Genomic DNA, 16,379 nt, shown 5'->3' with positions numbered 1-16,379 from the left:
TCTACTCCAAAGCTACGGTTTTTGGTTCAGCTTTGGAGTAGAAAATATGAATTTATTTTTAATCCTTATAGCCCAGAATCTTGAGCATGGACTCCTCATTCTGCTCTTCGGCAAAAACCCAGGACTTGAGCGTTCCGTCTTCTTCTCTATTGATTAGCACGTGCTTAGGTGATGGAATAAGGCAATGCTTGATGCCGCCGTACCCGCTTAAGCTCTCTTGGTAAGCCCCCGTGTGGAAGAAACCAATGTACTGCGGCTCTGCCTGCTCTTTTTGTACCTTAGGGAGGAACACCTGGAACGAGTGCATCTCTGAGTTATAGTAATCCTGGCTGTCACAGGTCAAACCACCCAGGTTCAGGCGCTGGTAGTCTTTGTCCCAGTTGTTGAGGGCCATTAAGATGTAGCGCTGGTTCAAAGCCCAGGTGTCTGGCAGGTTGGTAATGAATGAACCGTCAATCATATACCAAAGCTCCTTGTCGTTCTGCAGTTTGGTGTCTAGTATGGAATAGATGTGCGCACCGCTTTCACCCACGGTATAAATACCAAACTCCGTGAAGATGTTCGGCTCGGCCACGCCTTCTTCCTTACAAATCCGCTGGATGGTCCTGAGGATTTCCTCAATCATATAGCGGTAGTTGTAGTCAAACTGGATGGATGTCTTGATAGGGAAACCGCCGCCAATGTCAATGGTATCTAGGTCTGGGCAGATCTTCTTCATCTCACAGTACTTGTGCACAAAGCGGCTCAGTTCTGACCAATAATACGACGTGTCCTTGATGCCCGTATTGATGAAGTAATGAAGCATCTTGAGCTTGAACTTGGGGTTGTCCTTAATTTTCTGCTCATACAGGCCCACCACGTCATTGTAGTTGATGCCCAGGCGCGAGGTATAGAACTGGAACTTAGGCTCCTCATCAGAGGCGAGTCTAATGCCCACCTGGCAGGTGCCTTCCACAAATCCTTGGTAGTGGTCAATCTCATTTAAGTCATCCAGCACCGGCGTCACGTTTTTGAAGCCCTCATTGATCATGCTGGTGATGTAGTTGCGGTACAAGTCACGCTTGTAGCCATTGCAGACTACAAAGATGTCCTTGCTCACTTTCCCTTTCTCATACAAAGCCTTTATGATGGGCATGTCAAAAGAAGAAGACGTCTCAATGTGGATGTCGTTCTTAAGGGCTTCCTCTAAGACAAAAGAGAAGTGGGATGATTTGGTGCAATAGCAATACGTGTAGGTGCCCTGGTAATTCAGCTTGGCCATTGACTCTTTAAAAAGCACTTTGGCTTTCTGAATCTGGGAGCTGATCTTGGGTAAATAGGTAAGCCTAAGCGGGGTGCCGTACTGCTTCACCAGTTCCATCATGGGAATGCCGTTGAAGGACAGCTCGTTGTTATGTACAGTAAATTCCTCAGTAGGGAAATCAAAGGTTTGATGTATGAGGTCGGTGTATTTATCCATTCTTTAGTTGTTGCTTCCCCAACCGGGAAATTGTGCAAAATTGACTGTATTTTACCATCTTTGCAAAAACTAGGTTTGCTTTTGCTATGAAAAAAATAAGACTGATTGAGGTGAAATCTGAGCTAGGGGCTGGTACCCGCGGGGCCAGTTTAGGAGTAGATGCGCTCAGGATTGCCTGCCTCAACCAAAAGTCAGATTATTTTCAACGGTTTACCACGGTAGAGGTTCCCAACCTCAATGATGTTCTCTTTGAAAAGAACCTGTTCCCCCATGCCAAATACATTGACAGTATTCTTCATACCTACAAACGTATCAGTGCCACGGTAGAGCAGACGTTTGAATTAGGGATGTTCCCGCTGGTACTGGCTGGTGACCACTCTAACGCAGGCGGGACCATTGCTGGTATAAAAGCCACCTATCCAGACAAGAAACTGGGCGTGATCTGGGTAGACGCACACGCAGACATCCACTCACCGTACACCACGCCTTCAGGCAACATGCACGGCATGCCCTTGGCGGTATCGTTGCACGAGGACAACATGGACTGCAAAGTGAACGATCCAGAGCCAGAGACCATTTTCTTCTGGGAGGCCTTGAAGCGCGTAGGCACCGACCAGCCCAAGATGAAACATGAGAACATTGTCTACATTGTGACCCGCAGCTATGAGAAGCCAGAAGTTTATCTGTTTGACAAGCACAACATTAAAAACTTCACCTACCCAGAGGTAATGGCCAAAGGCATTGAGCAGGTAGCCCAGGAAGCCTTACACCGCCTGAAGGACTGTGACATTATTTATGTATCTTTTGACGTAGACAGCTTAGACTCTAAGTTCTCCAAAGGCACCGGTACCCCGGTAGAGGTAGGCTTAAACGTGACCCAGGCCAAAGAACTATGCAGGGCCTTGGTAAGCGACCCGCGTGTGGTGTGCTTTGAGATGGTAGAAATCAATCCTACCCTGGACGCCGAGAACACAATGGCCAACAATGCCTTTGAAATTTTAGAGTACACCACAGAGGGCATTCTGGAGCGTTTATCTAAGGAAGCCTAATCTCTGTACCGCTTATTTATTGTATGAAAAATCTTGAATCACAGATAGCCCAGGCGCTAAGCCAGGCCCTTCAATATACTTACTCCCACGTATTGCCGGCAGAGCAGATTGCCTTGCAACCCACCCGTAAAGAGTTTGCCGGTACGTTTACGTTTGTCACCTTTCCCTTGACCAAAGCCTTGGGCAAAGGACCAGAGCAGATTGGGCAAGCGCTGGGAGATTACCTAAAAGAGAACACGTCACAGGTCTCTGGCTACAACGTGGTCAAAGGCTTCCTGAACCTAGAGATTCATGATGCCGTGTGGTTAGAGCTATTCTCTGCGCAGGTGGCTGGAAAATCGGCTGTTTTCCCGGAAACAGGCCAAAAACAGAAAGTGGTGGTGGAGTACTCTTCACCTAACACCAACAAGCCCTTGCACCTGGGTCACTTGCGGAATAACTTTTTGGGTTACTCCGTAGCCGAGATTATGAAAGGCGCGGGCCATGAGGTGGTGAAAGCCAACCTGGTAAACGACCGCGGCATTCACATCTGCAAGTCCATGATTGCCTATCAATTATTAGGCAACGGAGAGACGCCAGAAACTGCCGGCATGAAGGGTGACCACCTAGTGGGCAAGTACTATGTCAAGTTTGACCAGGAATACAAGAAGCAGATTGATGAATTGGTAGCCCAAGGCACCGACAAAGAGTTAGCTAAAAAGCAGGCGCCTTTGATGCTGCAGGCCCAGGAGATGCTTCAGAAATGGGAGCAAGGCGATGCAGACACCATTGCCCTCTGGAAACAGATGAACGGCTGGGTGTATGAGGGTTTTGACTCCACTTACCGCACCATTGGTGTTGACTTCGACAAGTTCTACTATGAGTCTGGAACCTACATGCTGGGCAAGGACCGCGTGGAGGAAGGCTTGGCCAAAGGCGTGTTCTTCAAGAAAGAAGACGGCTCCGTTTGGGTGGACCTAACGGACCAAGGCTTGGACGAGAAGCTATTGCTACGCGCAGACGGAACCTCTGTGTACATCACCCAAGACCTGGGTACCGCTGAGCTCAAATACGAAGACTTCCACTATGACCAGTCTATCTATGTGGTGGCAGATGAGCAGAACTACCATTTCCAGGTACTAAAGGCCACGTTGAAGAAACTGGGCAAGCCATACTCAGACGGTATCTTCCACTTGTCTTACGGAATGGTGGACCTGCCCAGCGGCAAGATGAAGTCCAGAGAGGGAACGGTAGTAGACGCCGATGAACTGGTAGCCGAGATGATTGAAACTGCTCGTCAGAAAACCAATGAACTAGGCAAGATTGACGGTTTCTCAAAAGAAGAAGCTGAGCAACTGTACCACACGCTGGCCATGGGCGCCTTGAAGTACTTTTTACTGAAAGTAGACCCGAAGAAGCGCATGCTCTTCAACCCAGAGGAGTCCATTGACTTTAAAGGGCACACGGGTCCTTTTATTCAGTATACCCATGCGCGTATTGCCGCCATTCTGCGCAAAGCCAGCGAGCTGGGTATTGCCTCTGAGAGCGAGGACTTCAAAGAGATTGAGGTATTGCATGAAACGGAGCGCGATGCCTTGATTTTATTGAACACGGCCGGACAGGTGGTAGAAGATGCGGCCCGTAACTATGCGCCTTCTATTGTGGCCCAGTATGCCTTTGATCTGGCCAAAGCGTATAACAGATTCTACACCGAGGTGCCCATCTTCCAGGAGAGCAACGCCCAGGTGTTGAGTTTCAGGATTGCGTTCTCCCGTCAGGTAGCCCAGACCTTGCGTAAAACCATGGGACTGTTAGGCATTGCGGTGCCAGACAGAATGTAATCTGGGTGGCACGCGTAAAACAAAACATTAAGATTAAGGTTACACAAGAAAAAACCACTACCATGCTCAACCTATTGTCTATTCTGTCCTTTTTGTTCCTAGGAGCCTGCGCCACACCAAGCGCGCCATCTTCCGGAACATCCACTTCTGAAAAAACGACTATGGAACAATCTACCGTTGCTAAATCTATCTATGACATTCCGTTGACTACCATTGACGGCAAAGCCACCTCTTTAGACAAATACAAAGGCAAGAAATTGCTGATTGTGAACGTAGCCTCTGAGTGCGGATACACGCCACAATACGCTGATCTGGAGAAACTGCACAAACTGCACGGCGATAAAGTGGTGGTCTTGGGTTTTCCAGCCAATAACTTCGGAGGTCAGGAAAAAGGCACCAATGAAGAGATTGCCCAGTTCTGCCAGAAGAACTTCGGGGTGACGTTCCCAATGTTTTCTAAAGCCTCTGTGAAAGGCGATGACATGCAGCCCCTGTACAAGTGGTTGACAGACAAAAGCGTGAACGGCACCAATGATCAGGCGCCCAGCTGGAACTTCTGCAAGTACCTGATTGACGAGAAAGGCAACCTGGTGAAATTCTATCCTTCTAAAGTGTCTCCATTGAGCGAAGAACTGCTCAGAGACATCAACGGCTAATTCTCGTTTTTGAGTGAATTCTGAAAAAACAGGCCAAAATCGGCCTGCGGTGGGTACTTGGGTGTCGGCGTTCAGGTTACGGACGCTACCCCTTTCCCTTTCCTGCATTGGCATGGGCGGATTTTTAGCGGCGGCAGACCATCTTTCCAGGTGGCCTGTTTTGTTGTTATGCGTGCTTACCACGCTTTTCCTGCAAATATTATCTAATCTGGCCAACGACTACGGCGACAGCCAGCACGGCGCCGACAGCGTAGACCGCCAAGGCCCGAAGCGGGCCGTTCAAGCCGGCCATATCTCTGCAGGCCAGATGAAGACCGCCATTGGCGTATTCAGCCTGTTATCTCTGGTATCTGGCGTGGCGTTGCTCTGGATAGCCTTGGGCACCGACGGCATATATCTTTTCCTTTTTTTCCTGTTACTAGGCTTGGCTTCCATTTGGGCGGCCATCAGTTACACCAATGGCAAAAAGCCCTATGGCTATGCCGGCTTGGGTGATATCTCGGTATTCTTCTTCTTTGGCTGGGTAGGGGTGATGGGCACGTACTTTCTGCAGACCCAGCGCTTCTTCTCTGAGATGCTATTGCCAGCCTCTACCTTAGGGTTCTTCTCGGCGGCGGTCTTGAACGTGAACAACATCCGGGACATTGTCTCAGATGAACTGGCGGGTAAGAAGTCTCTGCCGGTGCGCTTGGGGCCTGCCAGAGCCAGAAGCTATCACTGGTTTCTATTACTGGCGGGTCTTGCCTGTACGGTCATCTTTGTATTGCAACGCGAGGAGGTATCTCTTTGGAAGTGGTTGTTTGTGGGGGCTATTCCTTTGCTCTTATACAACGGCAGCGAGGTGCAACGCCGACAGACTGCTGTAGAGTTAGACCCATTGCTTAAGCAGATGGCCATGTCTACTTTGGCATTTGTGTTGCTATTTGGCATTGGGTTGTTAGCAAGATAGATTAACGTATACATAAATGAAGTGCCCGTTTTTGGCTTGTTTTCTGAAAAACAAGCCAAAAACGGGCACTCTGCATTAGAAGGTCATTACACGAGTTGCGTGCGTTGAAAGTTCATTGTTTGTTATAGCAAATTGATGGGTAGCTGAACTGCTATTTGTTTGTAAGAGATAACACCACAAAGGCGAGGACTTACATTTATGACAGACTTTTAATACTCAATATATCACTTAACAATTAAAAGCAAACTCCCCGTTTTTGGCCTGTTTTCATGAAAACAGGCCAAAAACGGGGAGTTATTACAATGTGCCTTATCCTTTATTCTGCGGATGAGCCAGCAGATGATGGACTTGCTGTAGTGCCGCCTTCTGCGTTTTTAGGCTTGAACGGCTTCTTGCGGCGCTTCTTCTTTTTCTGAGCCTCGCCGGTGGCAGTGCTTGGGGCGCCCGCTACGCGTGGCGCCTGGTCCGTGGCAGGAGCGCCGGCTGTGGCGGTGGCAGGCCGTTCGCCTCTAGGCTTGCTGCTCCGGTTTCGGTCTCCACCGCTGCTACTACCTTCTCTTCTTGGTCCACCACTGCGGTTACCGCCTCTTCCGCCATAACCACCTTTGTCGCGGCTGAACTTGGCGCGATTGCCGGTTGGGTCGTAGGCAGGGCTTTCGCCGATGGTCTCAGGTAAGGTGATTTTTGGCAGTTCGCGCTCAATCAGTTTCTCAATCTTCACCAGGCGCTCCTGGTCACGCTCATTCACAAACGTGATGGCCATACCCTTGGTGCCAGCGCGGGCCGTACGACCAATGCGGTGTACATAGTCCTCGGCGTCCTGCGGCACGTCAAAGTTGACCACGTGGCTGATGTTGTCCACGTCAATGCCACGGGACATCACGTCAGTGGCTACCAATACCTGCAGTTGCTTGTTTCTGAACTTCTGCAAGGTGGCCTCGCGCTCATCCTGGGTACGGTCTGAGCTGATGCCCTCGGCCTCAAAACCCATCTTCTGAAGAGCCCTTACAATCTCATTCACCGCCGACTTACGCGAAGTGAACAATATCATGGTTTGTACTTCGGCGTCTTTTAAGATGTGCTGGAGCAATCTTAATTTCTGCTGATCATAGACCAGGTAAATCTGTTGGTCAATGTTGGCGGCTGGCTTGGAGATAGAAAGACTAATCTCCTCGGGCTGCTGAAGAATCTTACGGGCAAAGTCCCTGATCTTAGGCGGCATGGTAGCCGAGAACAACAGTGTCTGGCGCTCTTTGGGCAGTTGGTTGATGATCTTCATCAAATCATCCATGAAACCCATGTCCAACATCTTATCGGCCTCATCCAGGATAAGGTACTTGAGTTGATCCAGTTTCACGTAGCCCATTTGCATGTGGGCAATGAGACGGCCTGGGGTGGCGACAATGATGTCGGCGCCACTGGTGAGGGCGTGTTTCTGCTGGTCCCAGTTCTGGGCGTTGTTGCCGCCGTAAATGGCGATAGAGGTAGCCCCCGTGAAATAGCTCAATCCTTCTACCTGGTCATCTATCTGTTTGGCCAGTTCGCGGGTGGGGACTAAGATTAACGTACTGGTGAAGTCAAATCGTGCTTCGGCAATCTTACTTAGAGTAGGTACTAGAAAGGCGGCTGTTTTGCCAGTCCCGGTCTGGGCACAGGCAATTAGGTCCTTAGACTCCAGAATATGCGGGATGGCTTGCGCCTGAATGGGAGTAGCCTGTTTGTAACCCATAGACTTGATGCCTTCTAGCAAGTCTGTCTGTAGGTTGAAATCATTGAATGTAACGCTCATTTATCTTTTTATCAATTTACTTCTGCCTTGGGCTGTTACCAAAGGACCAAAGTTGAGTAAAGATAACAGATTCTGCTTACACCTGTTTATTAAGACCTTATAGACGACCCATTAAAGGCTTTTATATTAAAAATGCCAGCCAATGAGCTATGCACATGTAATTAATTTATATAGATAATTTTAAATATAACGAATTGTTGAAAAAATTAACTTATTCTACTGAAATTACGGTAATAGCTGACTCATTAGCGTTCTCATTAGCGTTATAGGCTCTTTTACCTATATTTTATGTATCCAAAATGTTATAGTAAATATTATTTTGTAAATAAATTTAGAATTTTTGTAACCAGAACTTAATTAGTCCGTTACGGTTTTATAGAACAAACTAGATTAGTTTGTATTTATAGAAGAGTGATTAATCATTACTAGCATTAGTATATCATTTACTCTCTCCAGAACCTTGGTCGTTGTGTAGATTGCACACGTGTTGTTGGATTACTGCCCTTCGCCTGACTCCCCACCAGGTCTCCTTAATGATCATCTTTTTAGGCTTTTTAAAGCCATACGCCGCCTTTTTACATCACAATGGTAATTTTTGGCTGAGTAGCCTTTACTTACCTTTTTAAGTAAACCTCCTATTGCACTACCTCCACCTTCTTGCAAGGTGTCTGCTTATCTGCTTCCTACAGCTCCTATTCGCCTTTTCTAAGTATTGATCATGGAAAAACTTCTACTTTCATGGGTAGACACCCGTCTGCCGTTATTTTTTGCCTATTCTCAAAAAACACTTCTCAAATACGGCAAAGCCCTACTTCTTCTTTTCTTATTTCTATTCACAGCTTCTTATGCGCAAGCGCAAGTAGTAGTGACAACAACAGCCACAGGAGGGACTGATATCTCTGCAGATAATGCTGCCAATTCACTTGGAGGTGGTACGTTCACTACACTAGGTGATATCGTGATTTCCGAAACTTCAATGACTAATTTCAGAGCATCGCAAACACTTACAATTGTGGCTCCCACCGGTTGGCAATTTGGAAATGGCGGAATTACAAATACAGTGACAGGTGACAACGGTTCCCAAAATGTGTCTATTGGGGTTATAACATATACATCTACCACACTTAGCATTCCCATAAACGTTACTGGTACTAACAAGCGTGATATTATTAGACTTATTGGAGTAAGAGTAAAGGCCAACTCTGGAGCAGACATACCGGCTAGTGGCATCCTTACTGCTTCATTCACTGCAACTAGCCCCGCTTCTTCTATTGGAATCACTAATACAACTTCTTTAGGTGCACTTTCCCAAAAGGTAGGACAAGTATCCAAATTGGCTATAACTACTCAGCCTAGTTCAACAACTTATGGGTCTGCTATAGGTACTTCAGTTGTTAAATCGCAAGACCAATTTGGTAACCTATCAACCACCAATCTGCCTAGCAATTTAAATGTAACAGCTATAATTTCAAGTGGGACTGGTACTTTAAACAATAACGTTCTAAACATTGGCACTACTGGTACAAACGGAACAGTTACATTTTCTAATTTAAACGCAACCACCGCAGGGGTCAAAAGAATCACATTTAGTGCACCAGGGCTTACATCAGCAATAAGTAATGAATTTACAGTTAATCAAAGACCTTTGACTGTAACCGCTTCCGCTCAGAGCAAAATTTATGATGGGAATAATGTTGCCACAGCTTCACTTACCAATAATGCGCTTTCTGGAGATGTGGTAGTAGCTACTGCCGGTCAGGCTTTGTTCAGTGACAAGCATGTGGGCACTGGCAAAACAGTTTCTATCTCAGGAATTACAATTGGTGGGGCTGCAGCTGGTAACTATTCTCTTTCTAGTACTAATGCCACGACCACTGCCTCTATAACAGCCAAATCCATAGCGCTGGAGGGTGTATCTGCTGAAACTAAAGTTTACGATGGAACAACTAGTGCTAGCTTGACTGGTACGCCTTCCTTCAATAGTGCCATTAGCGGTGATGACGTGTCAGTTGACCTAAATGCTATGACTGCCACTTTTGATACGAAGGCCGTAGGTACCAATAAACAGATTATAATTTCAAACCCAACTGCAGCCTTAAGAGGAGGTGACGCCGGTAATTACACCTTAACCACAAACGTTAAAGGAGCTATTACGCCCTTAGCCATTGTAGGTGAAGTAACGGTGGCTAACAAGGTGTATGACAAAACCACTGCTGCTACTATTTCATCTAGAACATTGCAGGGTGAGATATCAGGAGATGTTGTCTCTTACATTGGCGGCACTGCTACTTTTGATAACGAGAATGTAGGCACTGGCAAAACTGTAGCAGTGAGCGGCCTTGGCTTAACTGGAGCAGATGCCGGAAACTACACAGTAAATACAACCGCAACTGCTACAGCAGATATTACCAAAAGAGCAATTGTGTTAACCGTCAATGCAGCGGACAAAGCATATGATGGTACCACATCAGCAGAGGCTACTATCTCCAGTAACATTATCAGTGGGGATAACCTCACAGTTGAATATGGAAGCGCAGTTTTTGCCAGCAAAGCTGTAGGAACTCATACAGTAACTGTCTCTGGGATTTCATTTGTTGGACCAGACCAAGATAACTATGCCATCCCTGATGGAGGAGAGGCAACAGGCACTGCCAGCATTACTAAAAAAGCTTTGGTAATGAGCAATGCCTCAGCTGATGACAAAGTGTATGACAGAACCAACGCTGCTATCATCTCTGGAGATTTAAATGGAATAATACCCGGAGATGAGGTTACAGTAAATCATGCTGGTGCCTTCGCTTCTATAAATGTGGGTAATAATATCCAGGTAAATGTGGTTAGTACCTTGTCTGGGGCAGATGCGGGCAATTACACTATTGCCCAGCCCTCTGGCCTAGTTGCTGACATAACCCCCAAAGAACTTACTGTCCTTAATGCAGCAGCTTTGGGCAAAGTGTATAATGCCAAAAGAGCCACTACCATTACCGGAACGCTAGATGGAATGATTGCACCAGATGTAGTGACCTTGGTAGGAACAGGTAATTTCCAGTCTTCTGAAGTAGGAACTCGTAATGTCACTTCTACAAGTACCCTTGGTGGGGCAAGTGCCGGTAACTATACATTGGTTCAACCTACAAACCTTTCGGCCACCATTACGCCAAAACCACTCTCCATTGGTTCTATATTAGCACAAAGCAAAATATATGACGGCAACATTAACGCCACTGTCACTGGAACGCTAGGAGGGGTAGAGGCAGATGATGTGAATGATGTGACACTGCAATTCAGTGGGACTTTCTCAGATCCAAATGTAGGAACAAATAAAGCAGTCACCGCCAATGCAACTCTAACTGGTGACAAGGCATTTAACTACTCCTTAACCCAGCCAGTTGGGCTTACTGCAAACATTACAGCCAAGCAACTAACTGTTTCTGGTATCACAGCTGTCAGCAGAGTGTATGACAGAACCACAGTGGCCACGCTTCAGGGTACACCGGTGTTGAGTGGCTTGCAAGATGGAGAGGCTGTTGATTTCAATATGGCAGGCTTAACCGCTTCGTTTGCCACCAAAACAGTTGGAAATAATAAAGCCGTGACGGTAACTGGTAACCCTCTTACAGGACCAAATGCTGGTAATTATTCACTTGCTCAGATAAGTGGCTTAACTGCTTCTATTACGCCATTAGCTCTAACTATCTCAGGCGCGGTGGCTAATAACAAAGTGTATGATGGAAACACGTCGGCTACTTTTGCCGGTACTTTGACAGGCGTAATATTAAATGATGTAGTCGCCTTAAACAAGGTAGCTAATTTCGCCACTCCCAATGTGGGCAATAACATTGCAGTAACCTCTACTAGTACCTTAACAGGTGGAGACGCTACTAACTATTCGTTGACGCAGCCAACTGGCCTCGCAGCGAATATAACTGGCAAAGTACTTACTATCGCCAATGCAGCAGCTGCTAATAAAGTATATGATGGCAACAATGTGGCTACCATCACTGGTACTTTGAGTGGACTTGCCCCAGGGGACAATGTAACGTTGAACCTGAGTGGTACATTTGCTCAAGTGAATGTAGGCACTGGAATTACAGTAACTTCTACCAGTACCATTACTGGTCCTCAATCAACCAACTATACGTTTAACCAGCCAACCAATTTAACAGCAAACATTACCCCAAGACCTCTTACTATTTCAAATATTAAGGCGCAGGACAAAATCTATGACAAAACTACTGCTGCTACCATCTCTGCCACTCTTGGGAACGTTGTACCTGGTGATGAGGTGATTTGGAACGGGGTGGGGACATTTGCTTCTTTCAGGGTGAACAGGCAGAACCAAGCCGACACTCCAAAACCTATTAGTGTCACCTATAACAGTTACACGCTTAGTGGCGCTCAGTCTAGCAATTATACTGTCAGTTTTGCAACGCCAACAGGGCTATCTGCTATCATCAATCCATTAAAATTGACCCCTGTTGTTGCTGCTAGTTATGAATTTGAATATGGAAGCAGCACTCAGGGCCAACTAGTCATTTCCACCAACGGATTGATTGGTGTGATTTCACCGGACCATGTACAACTTTACATCACAGTGAATTTCCCAAATGTAAACGTTGGAGACTATAGCGGTGTAGTGGTTGGGCTTTCTCTGGGATCAACTGATAAGGACAATTATTACATATCGCCTACCACGGCCAATGTAAATATAAAAATCACTCCAAAAGCCTTGACAATTACTGCTACTGGGCCTACCAGGGTGTATGATGGAACTGACATTGCAGTACTTAATCTCACAGACAATAGAATTAATGCTGATGATATCACCATCACCTATACTTCAGCCAAATTCAACAACAAAAATGTTGGCACCAATAAGCCGATTACCATTGCAGGTTTAGCCATCAGTGGGACGAAAGCAGCTAATTATGTTTTGACAAATCCACCAGTTGCTACGACGGGTGCCATTACCAGAAAGCCATTAATGGTGACTGGCTTAACGGCCAATGAGAAAGTCTATGATGGCTTGCGAGACGTTTTAGGTTTTACCGGTACAGTAGCCATGGTTGGGAAAGTTGATGGAGATGATATCACTTTGAATGGTCAGCCAACCGGCCTGTGTGACAACAAAGATGCAGGAGATAGACTAGTGACCCTGTCGGGTTTGACTCATTCTGGAGTAGATGCTGGTAACTACGCACTCACTATGCCTGCTGGCATGACCATGAGGATTACTCCAAAAACGGTGATTGGTTCTTTTGTAGCAGAAGATAAGCTGTGGGATGGTAATACCAACGCTGCTGTGAGTTCCTTCACCATTGTGGATAAAATTACCGGAGATGATGTAAGCTTTACTGGGGTGGCCCGGTTCTTAGACTCAGAGATGGGAATAGACAAACCTGTTGTATTTGACATCACTACCGCCAGTCTAACGGGCTTGCAGAAAGCTAACTATGTCTTAGGATCTATTAACAATGCCGTCGCAGACATTATTAATCCATTGCCAGTGACCTTGGTAAGCTTCAACGCAAAGACACAGAACAACCAAGTGGTGCTCTCCTGGACAACGGCCACCGAAATAGACAATGACTACTTCCAAATAGAGAGAAGTGCAGATGGCAAGAACTTTACCGCTATTGGCAAAGTGAAAGGAAATGGGAACAGCAACACCCTGCTTAACTACACCTTTAAAGATGCTTCGCCTTTGGTGGCTACCGCTTATTACCGCTTAAAACAAGTAGACTTTAACGGTAAGTTTGAGTACAGCAAAGTGGTGTCTTTGCAGCAGAAAGGTGCCGTGGTCACTTCTGTAGCCATAAAAGCATATCCTAACCCAACCAATGACCTGCTTAACCTTGACTTGTCTCATCTGAGTGAGGCCAAGATTAAGATTCAAGTAATAGGTCTAGATGGGCATATAGTAAAAGCATTTGAAGTACAGGGAGGCAAAGTCCAAAGCTTAGATATGACTGAGCTGGCTGCAGGTAGTTATGTTGTAAAACTGACAGGACCAGAAGTAAATACTTTCCAAAGAATAGTAAAGCGGTAGATTTTGAATGAGTTTATTTAAAAATAGCAGTAGGATGCTATAGGGAAAGGCAGCGGTCATTGATCGCTGCTTTTATTTTGGGCCAGCTCTACATATCAATTATAGTTTGGTTACTCTGTAATTATGACATTCAGTTAAATTCCCCATAGGTACTTAGTAAGAGCTAAGTACCTATGGGGAATTTGTATTTTTATAAATTTATCAGTAAAAACCTATATATTAATAATAAATAAGGGTATAATATGTTGTTATAATCATTAATAATATAATCTATTTTATAAATTGGCAAATTAATGTAACTGACTAATTTGTAGAACGTTAAGAAATGTATAGAATTAATTTAAGACATATTTAATCTATAAGGTAACTAAAAATCAATCTTCCAGGTTATGTGATAATAGCGGCTGGTTTTACTATCAATTAATCTTCTTTTACTGCCTTCCCCCTATCTAGGCAGGTGTTTGCTACTGAGTCAATAGAGAATGTTCCACTATTTCTCTATGATCCTTCTGCCTGCTTGCCAGGTTCCAGACTTATTGCGTGCACACCGCTTCTTCCGCTTACCAAGCCCTGAGTAAGTTACGCCGCTCCTTTACCTGTCGTCCTGGCAGTTGTCTTTGCTTACCTATCCTGCTTCTATCTGCTTACCTTTTTTCATCATGAAAAGACTTTTACTTTCATGGGTTATTACCCTTTCCATTTTCCTGTCTCCTTCATTTTCCCAAACCTCCCAAGCGCAGTGCCCTAGTGCTTCCAACACTTTCAGAATTGGTAACACAAGTAATGGCATTGAATTTACCTATTTAAGTGCCCAGGTAGTTAATTCTTATTATGTGAGGTTGACCTTTAAAGTGGTGAACTACTATAAAAACAGCGGCATGGACTATTTAGCCTGCCAGATGCCTACGGGCGCTGGGGTAGTATCTTCTGGGGTTTCTATAAAATCACCCCTAGCGCGCATTTATACCGTGACCAACGGCACCAACGTGGTCAATAAAGATTTTCCTTCTTTTTATGGAGCCAAAATGGTGTCTGTAGATGAGAAAAGCCAGTTTAAATCTGGAGGGAATTTTGGCCAAAACAATGACCATTATACCTTGGATTTAAGCCTTTACGAGTTCACGTTGCTGAATACCTTGCATGTAGCCGTGAGGGCCGGAGGAGATGGTGGAGGCGCGGGTAATGAAAAGTACTTCGTTACTCCCATAAACGTGTCTGGTTGTAAAGCTGGTTTGATGGGAAGTGTGGCCAATTTTACGCCTAATATGATCTCTGGGCCAACCCAACCCATGACCGGCGATATTGTTCAATATTCTATCTCCCAAGATGAGGGGTATACTTACAAATGGGGCGTGCCAGATGTAAATGATGGCCTTAATAATGCACCGGGCTGGGAGATACTAGCAGGCCAAAACACCAATACGGTTACCGTCAAAGTAGGGGCCGCCGGTGGCTCAATGCGTGTGGAAGTAACCAACCCAGCTGCGTCTTCCTCTATTAAAACCAACGCACGCACCATGCCTATTGCCGTCATTCCCAATCCTCTGCCAGTAGAGCTAGTGAAATTTACTGCCGTCCCTAAGGAGGGAGCCATAGAATTGAGTTGGTCTACCGCCACCGAAATAGACAATGAACGGTTTGACATAGAGAGAAGCCTCAACGGCCGCGACTTCATAAAAATTGGCGAAACGAAGGGCGCTGGCAACAGCAGTATTCTGCTAAATTATTCTTTTATAGATAAGAAAGCGCCCCAAGGTACTCTTTACTACAGATTGAACCAGGTAGACTTTGACAAGGACTATGAGTACTCCAAAGTGGTGGCCGTTGTTAATAGGCTATCAGATCAAGCAAGTGCCATGAAGGTCCATCCAAACCCTGTCACAGATGGTTCCATAACAATTAGGTATCAATGTGACTTAGCCCCAAATGAGACCCTAGTACTACGAGTGCTGGACCTAAGTGGCAAAACCATGCATTCTAAAGAGTTGAAAGAAGCCTCTGGCGAAGTCAATCTAAAGATATACTCGTTAGGCTTGAGAAAGGGAGTGTACCTATTTTCACTGACGTCCGCGAGTGGTTCTCAAATTCAAAGAGTTTTAATTCAGTAAAAGGTTAGCAATAGGACGCTAATTGGAAAGGCAGCGGTCATTGGCCGTTGCTTTTTTTTGTGGCCAGTAGGATAGGAAGTTGTCATCTAGCTACCTTATAGCCAAGTCCTCTAGGCAGCATATAACTGACTTAACGTTGCCTTCAATCCCATGGCAAGAGTCTTAAATTCCAATTAAAATATGTAATGCTGGTACTAATACAAGAAAAGCATAGCATCCTTGTAATGAAGTGTGGTATTATTGTAACACCTTGAAAATGCGGGCGTTATATGTACTATGATGTAAAGTAGCAGCTGTTTGAAGCAGTGACTACTAGTAACACTGGTACTGTAAAATTTGCCTACCTAAGATCACAGGTAAGCATAAAACAGGGAGCCACTCCTTTCCTTGGCATCAAATGCCAGGCTTGATATTATTGGTTATTTTACAATAAAGCACTTCGCTTTCTTTCTACCAACTCTGCTTGCTTTGGAAAGCTTTCTCCCCCGGGTTTTTCCTTG

Annotated in this window: 8 protein-coding genes; 6 read left to right on the top strand and 2 right to left on the bottom strand. The window is 45.6% G+C overall.

Annotation, left to right across the window (positions count from 1 at the left end; genetic code table 11):
- Positions 1 to 58: 58 nt before the first annotated feature.
- Positions 59 to 1,459 carry an arginine decarboxylase gene (locus TH61_RS01045; RefSeq protein WP_066504756.1) on the bottom strand — a complete coding sequence of 467 codons (1,401 nt, stop codon included), beginning with the start codon at positions 1,457 to 1,459 and terminating at the stop codon, positions 59 to 61.
- A gap of 86 nt (positions 1,460 to 1,545) precedes the next feature.
- Between TH61_RS01045 and TH61_RS01040 the strand changes: the two genes are divergently transcribed.
- From TH61_RS01040 to TH61_RS01025, 4 genes are all read left to right on the top strand, one after another.
- Entirely contained in the window at positions 1,546 to 2,508 is a 963-nt protein-coding gene (locus tag TH61_RS01040) for an arginase (RefSeq protein ID WP_066504754.1), read from the top strand.
- Between the two features lie 23 nt (positions 2,509 to 2,531).
- Positions 2,532 to 4,328, top strand: coding sequence for an arginine--tRNA ligase (gene argS / locus TH61_RS01035; RefSeq protein ID WP_066504749.1), 1,797 nt, complete (start codon positions 2,532 to 2,534; stop codon positions 4,326 to 4,328).
- Positions 4,329 to 4,489: 161 nt separating this feature from the next.
- Positions 4,490 to 4,984: a glutathione peroxidase gene (locus tag TH61_RS01030; RefSeq protein ID WP_369796912.1), complete on the top strand. Its 495-nt coding sequence runs from the start codon at positions 4,490 to 4,492 to the stop codon at positions 4,982 to 4,984.
- Positions 4,985 to 4,997: 13 nt separating this feature from the next.
- Positions 4,998 to 5,933 (top strand): 1,4-dihydroxy-2-naphthoate polyprenyltransferase, encoded by a 936-nt coding sequence (locus tag TH61_RS01025; RefSeq protein WP_066504743.1) that lies wholly within the window; start codon positions 4,998 to 5,000, stop codon positions 5,931 to 5,933.
- 316 nt (positions 5,934 to 6,249) lie between these two features.
- Here the strand turns inward: TH61_RS01025 and TH61_RS01020 are convergent, their stop codons facing one another.
- A complete protein-coding gene (locus tag TH61_RS01020) occupies positions 6,250 to 7,722 on the bottom strand; it encodes a DEAD/DEAH box helicase (RefSeq protein ID WP_066504741.1) in 1,473 nt (490 codons plus the stop codon).
- Between the two features lie 718 nt (positions 7,723 to 8,440).
- On the opposite strand from TH61_RS01020, the gene TH61_RS01015 reads away from it, so the two are divergent.
- Positions 8,441 to 13,771, top strand: coding sequence for a YDG domain-containing protein (locus TH61_RS01015; RefSeq protein ID WP_066504738.1), 5,331 nt, complete (start codon positions 8,441 to 8,443; stop codon positions 13,769 to 13,771).
- Positions 13,772 to 14,430: 659 nt separating this feature from the next.
- Entirely contained in the window at positions 14,431 to 15,879 is a 1,449-nt protein-coding gene (locus tag TH61_RS01010) for a T9SS type A sorting domain-containing protein (RefSeq protein ID WP_157600472.1), read from the top strand.
- Positions 15,880 to 16,379: the final 500 nt, after the last annotated feature.

Origin of the sequence: Rufibacter sp. DG15C, assembly GCF_001577755.1 — a bacterium.
Taxonomy (GTDB): domain Bacteria; phylum Bacteroidota; class Bacteroidia; order Cytophagales; family Hymenobacteraceae; genus Nibribacter.
The sequence above is the reverse complement of the archived record's forward strand: the minus strand, read 5'-3'. Positions and strand labels throughout refer to the sequence as shown.